Annotated in this window: 8 protein-coding genes and 1 riboswitch; of the genes, 4 read left to right on the top strand and 4 right to left on the bottom strand. The window is 68.4% G+C overall.

Annotated features, from left to right (window positions below):
- Positions 1 to 36: 36 nt before the first annotated feature.
- Entirely contained in the window at positions 37 to 474 is a 438-nt protein-coding gene (locus ACFK0J_RS24535) for an Lrp/AsnC family transcriptional regulator (RefSeq protein ID WP_378731091.1), read from the bottom strand.
- Between the two features lie 137 nt (positions 475 to 611).
- Here ACFK0J_RS24535 and ddaH point away from each other — a divergent pair, with 137 nt between their 5' ends.
- Entirely contained in the window at positions 612 to 1,454 is an 843-nt protein-coding gene (ddaH, locus tag ACFK0J_RS24530) for a dimethylargininase (RefSeq protein ID WP_378731088.1), read from the top strand.
- 610 nt (positions 1,455 to 2,064) lie between these two features.
- Here the strand turns inward: ddaH and ACFK0J_RS24525 are convergent.
- Complete coding sequence (locus ACFK0J_RS24525) at positions 2,065 to 3,258, bottom strand: precorrin-3B synthase (RefSeq protein WP_378731087.1); 1,194 nt, start codon at positions 3,256 to 3,258, stop codon at positions 2,065 to 2,067.
- 642 nt (positions 3,259 to 3,900) lie between these two features.
- On the opposite strand from ACFK0J_RS24525, the gene ACFK0J_RS24520 reads away from it, so the two are divergent.
- The 3 genes from ACFK0J_RS24520 (at position 3,901) to ACFK0J_RS24510 (ending at position 9,392) form a co-directional block, all read left to right on the top strand.
- A complete protein-coding gene (locus tag ACFK0J_RS24520; protein ID WP_378731085.1) occupies positions 3,901 to 4,341 on the top strand; it encodes a nuclear transport factor 2 family protein in 441 nt (146 codons plus the stop codon).
- Between the two features lie 36 nt (positions 4,342 to 4,377).
- Positions 4,378 to 4,487, top strand: a riboswitch (cobalamin riboswitch).
- Positions 4,488 to 4,559: 72 nt separating this feature from the next.
- Complete coding sequence (gene cobN, locus ACFK0J_RS24515) at positions 4,560 to 8,687, top strand: cobaltochelatase subunit CobN (protein ID WP_378731083.1); 4,128 nt, start codon at positions 4,560 to 4,562, stop codon at positions 8,685 to 8,687.
- A 171-nt stretch (positions 8,688 to 8,858) separates the two neighbouring features.
- Entirely contained in the window at positions 8,859 to 9,392 is a 534-nt protein-coding gene (locus ACFK0J_RS24510; RefSeq protein WP_378731081.1) for a hypothetical protein, read from the top strand.
- Positions 9,393 to 9,494: 102 nt separating this feature from the next.
- On the opposite strand, the gene ACFK0J_RS24505 is transcribed toward ACFK0J_RS24510, so the two are convergent.
- Positions 9,495 to 10,454 carry a helix-turn-helix transcriptional regulator gene (locus ACFK0J_RS24505; protein WP_378731079.1) on the bottom strand — a complete coding sequence of 320 codons (960 nt, stop codon included), beginning with the start codon at positions 10,452 to 10,454 and terminating at the stop codon, positions 9,495 to 9,497.
- Positions 10,455 to 10,512: 58 nt separating this feature from the next.
- Positions 10,513 to 10,791, bottom strand: coding sequence for a hypothetical protein (locus tag ACFK0J_RS24500; RefSeq protein WP_378731076.1), 279 nt, complete (start codon positions 10,789 to 10,791; stop codon positions 10,513 to 10,515).
- Between the last annotated feature and the right edge of the window lie 18 nt (positions 10,792 to 10,809).

Below are 10,809 nucleotides of genomic sequence, written 5' to 3'. Positions count from 1 at the left end.
CGGGTGTTGCGCGGTGGGGTCCCGGTCGGGGGCGGGTCAGGTGCGGGGGCGTTCGAGGATGCGGGACATGACGATTGAGCTGCGGGTGCGGCCGACTCGGGCGTTCTCGCGGATTCGTTCGACGGTTACTTCGATTTCGGCCATGTCGGTGGCCATTACGTGGACGAGCGCGTCGGCCTCGCCTGCGATCGTCCACACGCCGACGACCTGCGGGATCGGTTCCAGGCTGCGGCGGAGTTCGGCGGGGGAGATGTTGTCGCGGTAGTACACCTCGACGTAGGCCTCGGTCTTCCAGCCCATCGCCGCCGGGTTCACCAGCGCGGTGAAACCGGTGATCTGTTTGTGCGCGACCATCTTGTCGACGCGCCGCTTCACCGCGGGGGCGGTCAGGCCCACCGCGCTGCCGATTTCCTGGAACGAGGCACGCGCGTGTCTGAGCAGGTGCTCCAGAATGCGCCGGTCGATGTCGTCCACGTCACACCCGTTTCCCCGTCACGCAATTATTCGGTGTTCTAGCGCCGATATGCGCAACGATTCGTTGTTCCTGGCGCAATAGTAGGCGAATTACCGTCGTGTGAGCAGCAAGATCGCGCCGACCTCCGGGAGACACGTTGACGTCAGTAGCCACCCTCCACGCCGAGACCACCGCCCGTCAGCCGTCGCCGCGACGGTTTGTCATGTGCCGTCCGGACTACTTCGAGGTGACCTACTCCATCAATCCGTGGATGGATCCGACCGAGCCGGTCGACCGGTCCCTCGCCCTGCTGCAGTGGGAAACGCTGCGCGCCACCTACGAGGAGTACGGGCACAAGGTAGACGTGGTGCCCGGCGTGCCCGGCCTGCCGGACATGGTGTTCGCGGCGAACGGCGGCCTCATCATCGGCGACCGTGCGATGTCGGCCAAGTTCACCCATCCCGAACGTGCCGCCGAGGGGCCCGCCTACCACCGCTGGTTCGCCCAGCACGGCCTGGCCGGACTGGTCGACGCCAAGGAGGTCAACGAGGGCGAGGGCGACTTCCTCCTGGTCGGTGACCGCATGCTGGCCGGGATGGGATTCCGCAGCTCGCTCGCCGCGCATCAGGAAGTGGCGCAGCACTTTTCCCGACCGGTGGTCTCACTGGAACTGGTCGACCCGCGCTTCTACCACCTCGACACCGTCCTGCTGCCCCTCGACGACACCACCATCGCCTACTTCCCGCCCGCCTTCAGCCCGGCGAGCCAGGCAGTGCTCACCGAGTTGTACCCCGACGCCATCGTCGCCACCGACGCGGACGCCGAAGTCCTCGGCTTGAACGGCGTCTCGGACGGTTTCAACGTCTTCCTCAGCGACAAGGCCACCACCCTGATCGAATCGCTGCGCGCCCGCGGCTACAACCCGGTCGGCATCGACATGTCCGAACTCCTCAAGGCCGGCGGCAGTGTCAAATGCTGCACCTTGGAAGTCCACGAGTAATCAGCGGGTTCATGATCAACGGGACAAGGTGGTGCAGCATCTCGGACGATGCCGCCGTCATGTCCCGTTGATCATTAAGGGGCGTTCGGCGTGCGGCCGGTCGCCAGGCCTATGGCGGAAGCTGGCCTTGGTAGTCCACTAGGCAGGCCATGATCAACGGGACGTGGTGGGGCCTTCCTCGGGCGATGCCGCAACCATGTCCCCTTGACCGTGAACGCTGGGTTCCGGGCGCGCCCAGGAGGTTGATCCGCCCGGTCGTGGGCGAGATGCGGGCGCGGGATAGCGCGCCGACGCGGCCGGACGGTCAGTCGATGCGTACCGGGTCGGTGGCAGCGCCAAGTGCTGCCCTGGGAAGCCACGAATAGCCAGCCGCTCCATGATCAACGGGACAAGGTGGTGCAGCATCTCGGACGATGCCGCCGTCATGTCCCGTTGATCATGAAAGGGCGCTCGGCGTGCGGCCGGTCGCCAGGCCTATGGCGGAAAGCTGGCCTTGGTAGTCCACTAGGCAGGCCATATTCAACGGGACGTGGTGGAGGCCTCTCTCGGGCGATGCCGCCACCATGTCCCGTTGATCATGGGCGTGCGGTTTCGGGCTGGATGGGGACGGTCAGTCGAGGCGGTAGCCGGTGTCGGTGGCGGTCACGTCGGTGACGACGCCGCGTGGTCGGCCGCAGCGGCGGTCGCAGCCGGACCAGTGTTGGCGGCCAGCGGCTGTCACCTCGTTTGCGGGTAGGGAGGAGAGGTCTTGGCGGGCAGGCGTTTTCGGGTCGGGCGGTAGGACTCGGCCCGATTCGACGGCGGCTGTCACGTCCGCGCGGACGTCGGTGAGTGATTTTGCGCAGCCGGGGCGGCCCGCGCAGGCGCTGACCTGGAGCCAGGGGGAGTTGGCGTCGAAGATGAGGTCCATCGGGGCGAGCACGCGGACTACTTGCTCGGCGGCCCATTCCGCCAAGTCGGCGATGACGAGGGTGCGCCAGGGGGTGATGAAGACGGGGCGGTCGGCGGCGGCGATGAATTCGGCGGTGCGGGCGGGCAGGGAGCCCAGGCGGACGCCTGCGCCGAGGCTGACCAGACCGTTGTCCTGATCCAGCCAGCCGATCGGAATGTCTTGGGCCGCAGCGAAATCCACTCGCTCGGCACCAGCGGTGAGGCCGAGGTGGTCTGCTACTCGCGCGGCGCCGTCCTCGATGTCGTGCAGCCGCCACCGGCCCGCCTCGTCGCCGCGCAGGTCGAGGAAGGTGTGCGCGGCGGCGAGCATGACGTCGACCGCGTCGGCGGCCGAAATCCGGATGCCGGAGTCACGTCCCGCCAGCACGAGCGCGAATTCGTCTGGGCCCGTAGCGTGTACACCGATATCGCCGTCGAGGCCGCTGATATCGCCACGCCCGTCATCGAGGGTGAACAGCACTCGGCCGGGGAGTTCGGCCAGGCGCGGCGCGGCAAGCAGCCCGGCGTCGAGGACCGGAACGAGCGGATGGACATCCGCCGCACCACCGATCCGACCGGACAGCGGCGAAGCGACAATATTGCGCACCCGCTCATGCGTCCGACTCGGCAACAAACCCGCCGCAGCCAACCGCCCGGTCAGCTCCGCGGCGTCGCGCACCTGCCGCAACTGAACATTCCCCCGCGACGTCAGCTCGATGTCCCCACCGGCGAGCGCCCGCGCCGCCTCCGCCAACACCTGCACCTGCCCTGGCTCCAACCGCCCCCCGGGCACCCGTATCCGCGCCAGCGGCCCATCGGCCGCCTCATGCAACCGCAGCACACCGGGACAGGAATCCGGAACACGTCGACTCATAGTCCACCCAGCGTACGTACCCGCACCGACCAGCCATCCAGCGAGCAGACACCCGAACCTCGGCCCCGCGAACGGGACATCACTGTGGCATCGGCCGAGTGAGCGCTCCGTAGTGTCCCGTCCGGTGGGTGGACGGGGTGTGAAGTTCAGCCGAGCGGGCGATTTGTGGTGCGCGCTGGTGGGGAGTAGCGCCTGGGGCTTCGAGCGAGCACGTAACCGGTGCGCGTTCGTGCGGGTAGCGCCTAGGTCTTCCAGCGAGCACGCAACCGGACGTCAGCTCCGCGAGCGGGACGTCAGCTCCGCAACGGGGCATCAGCTCCGCGAGCGGGGCATCAGCTCCGCAACTGGGCATCAGCTCCACGAGCGGGGCATCAGCTCCACGACCGGGACACCACCTCCGCGAGCGGGACATTGCTGCGGCATTGGCCGAGTGAGCGCTCCGTGGTGTCCCGTTCGCTGGGCCGACGGGAGTCGGGGGTCGGCCGGGGGAGCGGCTCAGGGTGCGCGTTCGTGGCGGCGCGTGGGCCCAGGTGTTCAGGTGGGGTATGGCCGGGCGGTGGCGTCGGCTTGGGAACCCGGTGGGGTGAGGCTGAGGAAGTCGGTCGGGAGGCGGGGGATGGGTGGGGGCGATAGGGTGGGGGTATGTCCGAAATCTCTACCCTTGCAGACCGTCTCGCGATTGGTGACGTGGTTACTCGGTTGTTCGTCTTTACCGATCAGCGGCGGTGGGGGGAGTTGGTTGATGTGGTTTTCGCGGCGAAGGTGGATTTTGACGGGGGATTCGGGGGGCCGGTGGGGGAGCGGGATGCGGTCGATATCGTCGCGGATTGGCGGGTCGGGCTCGGTGACCTGGATGAGGTTCATCATCAGGCCGGGAATCAGTTGATCGATCTTCAGGGGGATGTGGCGACCGTGCATGCCGATGCGATCGCGGTGCACGTGAAGAACTCCGCCGTGAACGGCAAGACCCGCACGTTTGTCGGCAGCTACGCCATCGGTACCGAGCGCACGCCGGACGGCTGGCGGATCAACCGGTTCCACTACCACCTCAAGGTGATCGACGGAAACGCCGACCTGACGTAGTGAACGCGCCCGCGACCGCATGAATCGGACCGCACAGAGCGGCAGGTAGCATCTGGATGCTCGGCGGGCGATGAGGAAACCGGTGGAAATCCGGTGCGGTCGCGCCACTGTGAAAAGCCAGACCCTCTGGGCTTACCCACCCGCCGGCTCCGCTGGCCGCCGACCCCGGTGGCGAGCGGCAACCCGATGGGCGCGTAACCCGAGGAAGGCCGTCACCTGTGATTCTGCTGCTGTCCACGTCCGACACCGATCTGTTGAGCGCCCGCGCGAGCGGCGCCGAGTACCGCTGGGGCAATCCCGCTCGACTGCTGGTGGACGACCTGCCCGCGCTGCTCGACGGCGTCGATCTGGTGATCGTGCGCATCCTCGGCGGCAAGCGCGCCTGGGAGGACGGTCTCGAGGCGATCCGGGCCAGCGGCGTGCCGATGGTGGCCCTCGGTGGCGAGATCGCGCCGGACGCGGAGCTGATGGAGTGCTCGACCGTCCCCGGCGGTGTCGCCGCCGACGCGCACAACTACCTGGCCGCGGGCGGCTCGGAGAACCTGCGGCAACTGCACAACTTCCTGTCCGACACGGTGCTGCTCACCGGCCACGGCTTCGAACCGCCGGTGCAATTGCCGAGCTGGGGTGTATTGCAACGAGCAACGGCCGCCGAGGAGCCGACTTCGGGTGCCGCCGGGCGCGATACGGTGGCCGCCGAGGAGCCGACTTCGGGTGCCGCCGGGCGCGATACGGTGGCCGCCGAGGAGCCGACTTCGGGCGTCGCCGGGCGCGATACGGTGGCCGCCGAGGAGCCGACTTCGGGTGCCGCCGGGCGCGATACGGTGGCCGCCGAGGAGCCGACTTCGGGTGCCGCCGGGCGCGATACGGTGGCCGCCGAGGAGCCGACTTCGGGTGCCGCCGGGCGCGATACGGTGGCCGCCGAGGAGCCGACTTCGGGCGTCGCCGGGCGCGATACGGTGGCCGCCGAGCAGCCGACTGCGGCACGTGGCGTCACGGACGGTGATGACAGGCATGCCCTCGCCGTGGGTGAGGCAGCTGCCGGGCAGTCGGCGACCGATGAGCAACGGTCGGTCGACGTTCCGACCGTGGCGGTGATCTATTACCGCGCACAGCATCTCGCTGGAAACACCGCTTATATCGAAGCACTCTGCCGGGCGATCGAAGACGCGGGTGCGCGGGCCCTGCCGGTGTACTGCGCCTCGCTGCGCACCGCTGAACCGGAACTGCTCGCGACGCTGCGACAGGCCGACACCTTGGTGGTGACGGTGCTCGCCGCGGGCGGCACGAAGCCCGCGACCGCCTCGGCAGGCGGCGAGGACGAGGCCTGGGACGTGGGCGCACTGGCCGACCTCGACGTGCCCATCCTGCAAGGCCTGTGCCTGACCAGCGGCCGCGCGCAGTGGGCCGCCAACGACGACGGCCTGTCCCCGCTCGACGTCGCCACCCAGGTCGCGGTCCCGGAGTTCGACGGCCGGATCATCACGGTTCCGTTCTCGTTCAAGGAGTTCGACGCCGACGGCTTGTCTACCTACGTGCCGGACGCCGAACGCGCGGCCAGGGTCGCGGGCATCGCGGTGCGTTATGCCCGGTTGCGTCACATCCCGGCCGAACGCAAGCGCGTCGCCCTCATGCTCTCGGCCTACCCGACCAAGCACGCCCGCATCGGCAACGCCGTCGGCCTGGACACCCCCGCCAGCGCCATCCGCCTGCTCACCGAAATGCGCAGCGCCGGTTACGATCTCGGTGCGCCCGGCGAGATCCCAGGCCTCGAGGAACGCGATGGCGACGCGCTCATCCACGCGCTAATCGCAGCGGGCGGCCAAGATCCGGACTGGCTGACCGCGGAACAGCTGGAGGGCAACCCGATTCGGATCAGCGCGGCCACCTACACCGCATGGTTCGACACCCTGCCGGAAGACCTGCGCGAAGCGGTGACCGAAGCATGGGGCCCGCCGCCCGGCGAACTCTACGTCGACCGTTCCGCCGATCCGAACGGCGAAATCGTCATCGCCGCACTGCGCTTCGGCAATGTGGTGCTGATGGTGCAGCCGCCACGCGGGTTCGGCGAGAACCCGGTCGCCATCTACCACGACCCCGACCTGCCGCCCAGCCATCACTACCTCGCCGCGTACCGATGGCTCAGCGCGCCAGAGGGTTTCGGCGCCGACGCGATGGTGCACCTGGGCAAGCACGGCAACCTGGAGTGGCTGCCCGGCAAGACCCTCGGCATGTCCGCTTCCTGCGGCACCGACGCCGCCCTCGGTGACCTGCCGTTGATCTACCCGTTCCTGGTGAACGATCCGGGTGAAGGCACCCAGGCCAAGCGCCGCGCCCACGCCACCCTGGTCGACCACCTCATCCCGCCGATGGCACGCGCCGAAAGCTACGGCGACATCTCGCGTTTGGAGCAGCTGCTCGACGAGCACGCCAACATCTCCACCCTCGACCCGGCCAAGCTGCCCGCCATCCGCCAGCAGATCTGGACGCTGATGCGCGCGGCGAAAATGGACCACGACCTCGGCTTGGCCGAACGCCCCGACGAGGACGTCTTCGACGACATGCTGCTGCACGTCGACGGCTGGCTGTGTGAGATCAAGGACGTGCAGATCCGCGACGGCCTGCACATCCTCGGTCAGGCACCGGCAGGGGAGAGCGAGGTCGACCTGGTGTTGGCCATGCTCCGTGCCCGTCAGCTGTGGGGTGGCGAGCGGAACGTGCCCGGCCTGCGGGAAGCCTTGGGGCTGGACGAATCCGGCACCGAGGCGCGCGGCCGGGTCGACGTGGTCGAGAGCCAAGCCCGTGGACTGGTCGCGGCCCTGCAAGCCGCCGACTGGTCGGCAGACGCGGTCGACCGACTGGTCGACGAGTTCGCCGCCACGCTCCTGGCCCCCACGACAGTTGTCGCGCAACCCGATCCACGACAGTCCACCGCCGAGCGGGCCGCCGCCGACGAGCGGGCCGCCGCCGACGCACCGGCTGTCTCCACCCCCGACCCCCGCCTGACCGCCGTCCGCTCCGTACTCCGCTTCGCCGCAACCGAAGTCGTCCCCCGCCTTCGCCAGACCGGTATCGAAATCGACCGGGTCCTGCACGCCCTGAACGGCGGCTTCATCCCCGCGGGACCTTCCGGTTCACCCCTGCGCGGCCTGATCAACGTGCTGCCGACCGGCCGCAACTTCTACTCCGTCGACCCCAAGGCCGTCCCATCGAGGCTGGCCTGGGAAACCGGTCAGGCCATGGCGGATTCGCTGCTGGCCCGCTATCTGGCCGACCACGGCGAATACCCGCGTTCGGTGGGTCTCTCGGTGTGGGGCACTTCGGCGATGCGCACCTCCGGCGACGACATCGCCGAAGTCTTCGCCCTGCTGGGCGTCCGGCCGGTGTGGGACGAGGCGAGCCGCCGCGTCACCACGCTGGAGGTGATCTCGCTGGACGAATTGTCCCGTCCCCGTATCGATGTGACGGTCCGCATCAGCGGCTTCTTCCGGGACGCCTTCCCGCACGTGCTCGCCCTGCTCGACGACGCGGTGCGGCTGGTCGCCGAACTCGACGAGCCCGCCGAGTCGAATTACGTTCGCGCGCATGCCGAGGCCGACTTGGCCGAGCACGGTGACGCCCGCCGCGCCACCACCCGCATCTTCGGTTCCAAGCCGGGCACCTACGGTGCGGGCCTGCTGCAACTCATCGATTCGAAGAGCTGGCGCACCGACGACGACCTCGCGCAGGTCTACACCACCTGGGGCGGCTACGCCTACGGCCGCGACCTCGACGGCGCCCCGGCCGCCGACGACATGCGCACCGCGTACCGCCGGATCGCGGTGGCCGCCAAGAACACCGACACCCGCGAGCACGACATCGCCGACTCCGACGACTACTTCCAGTTCCACGGCGGCATGGTCGCCACCGTGCGCGCGCTCACCGGCAAGAACCCCGAGGCCTACATCGGCGACAGCACCCGCCCCGACGCGGTGCGCACCCGCACCCTCTCCGAGGAGACCTCGCGCGTCTTCCGTGCCCGCGTGGTGAACCCGCGCTGGCTGGAGGCGATGCGCAGGCACGGTTACAAGGGTGCGTTCGAGATGGCCGCCACGGTCGACTACCTGTTCGGCTACGACGCCACCACCAACGTCGTCGCCGACTGGATGTACGAGAAGCTGGCGGAGAGCTACGTTTTCGATGACGTGAACCGTAAGTTCATGGAGCAGTCCAACCCGTGGGCGCTGCACGGCATAGCCGAGCGGCTGCTGGAGGCCGCCGAGCGCGACCTGTGGGAGCACCCGGAGCAGGCGACGCTGGACCGGTTGCGTCAGGTCTATCTGGAGACCGAAGGGGAATTGGAATAACAAAAAAATCAACCCCCCAATTGTTGGGGAGTTTGAAACCTATGATCTTGCAAGGCAATTCAATTCGCTGAATTCTCTCGACATGCTCTTGTCAAGGGAGCATGATCGAGGGTGTTCCACGGCCGTTTCCGGGGAAACGTGATCGAATCGGCTAGCAGATTGGAAAGCCTTATGAGTATCAAGAAATTGGTAGCGACCACGGCGATCACCATTGCCGCCACGGGTATCGCTGCCGCCACCGCGCACGGTCAGGCAGAAGTGGCCGACGCCGCGATCAGCGGGGTCGACCGGGGCGTGGCCTATACGGCGGCGGTCGCGCCGGACCACTCGAGCGCGACGGTATCGCTGGCCTCCGGCAAGTTCGTGCTGACGCCCGATCAGGGCATCTCCGTGGTGGCGCCGGATGGTGCGGTGGTGGCCAGCGTGCCGACCACGATGCAGACGGTGTCGGGTCAGCAGGTGCAGGTCGCGCCGGTAGTAGACGCCAGCGCAACCACTTTGACGCTGACACCGGTCGGTGCGGCGGTGCCGGAACCCGGTGCGCCGCAGTTCATCGGTGATGCGGGCACCACCGTGGCCGGTGTGTTGATCGGCTGCGCGATCGGGTTCCTGATCGGCCTGATCTTCCTCGTGATCGGGGCCGTTCCCGGTTGCATCATCGGCGGGATCATCGGCGGCATCGCCGGTGCAAACCAGCCGACGTAAATCGACAGGTAATACCCACAGTGGCAGCCCGGCCGCGATCGGCGGAAATTCGCCGGTCGGGGCCGGGTTTCTGTTGTCACCGAATTCCGCTGCACCCTCGTTTCATTCGTGACCGGCCGCCCTGCGGAATCGCTCAGCGGTCACCAGCAGCTGTTCGGCGAGTTCAGGCGCGTCGAGTAGTTCGAAATCAACATCAGCCAGACCGAGATAGAACGTGAGCAGCTGCGGCGTATCCGAACCCACCTGAACCACACAGTGATCGGGCCCGTCCGGCTCGACGGTCACCGCCGCCGGAAGCTTTGCTCGAATCTCGCTCGCGGGCGCCGCCATGCGCACGGTGGCGCGATACCGCCAGGTTGCCGCGCCGACGCCACGCTGCACCCGCTCGGCGATCTCGGCCTCCGGCACCGCGCGCGGCGTGAACCGCGGACCGTTCGGCGTCTTCGGCGTCATCCGGTCGACGCGGAAGGTGCGCCAGTCGCCGCGTCCGGGATCCCACGCGGCCAGATACCAGTGGCCGCGCCAGTGCACCAGCCGATGCGGCTCCACATCGCGGCGCGACGATGTGCCGGAATGCGTTTCGTAGTCGAAGCGCAGCCGTTCGCTGGCCCGGATCGCACCGGCCACCGCGGTGAGCACCGCGGCGTCGACCGTCGGCCTGCCGACGCCGGGCACGTGCACGGTGGCCGAGGTCAGCGCTTCGACCCGGTGGCGCAGCCGAGAAGGCAACACCTGCTGCAGTTTCACCAGCGCGCGGACCGATGTCTCCTCTATCCCGGTGACCGCGCCGTTGGCGGCGGTGGCCAAGCCGACCGCCACCGCGACCGCCTCCTCGTCATCGAGCAGCAGCGGCGGCAACGCGGAACCCGCGCCGAGCCGGTAGCCGCCCGCGACGCCCGGCGTGGCGTGCACGGGGTAGCCGAGGGTCCGCAGGCGTTCGATGTCCGTGCGGACCGTACGGGTGGACACCCCGAGTCGCTCGGCGAGGACGGGTCCGGTCCAGTCGCGATGCAGTTGTAGCAGCGAGAGCAGTCGGAGCAGCCGCGCGGAGGTCTCCAGCATTCCTCGATCATCGCAGCAATCGAGGAAGGTCACCTTCCGCGTTCGGTCGGCGATCCGGTCAGCCGACGATCGCGTTCATGATCGTGCCCGCGCTGGTGGCGACGACGCCGCCGATCATGGCTCCGGCGATCATCTTCGGCGAGTCGAGCGGGCCGCCGCTCCACTTCTCCCAGGCGAAGCGGCCACCGGCGTAGGTGATTCCGGCGACTCCGGACAGCAGGACCAACCAGGTGAGGTAGCGGACCATCTGCAGGATCTTGTCCGAGACCGGCGGTGCTTCCGGCGTCGGATTGCCGATCTGCGCGAGGAGGGCGTCGTGCACAGCGATGATTACCATGTATACGCTCGCTTCGGG

This window comes from Nocardia brasiliensis, assembly GCF_042691675.1.
Lineage (GTDB): Bacteria > Actinomycetota > Actinomycetes > Mycobacteriales > Mycobacteriaceae > Nocardia > Nocardia brasiliensis_D.
The sequence above is the reverse complement of the archived record's forward strand: the minus strand, read 5'-3'. Positions and strand labels throughout refer to the sequence as shown.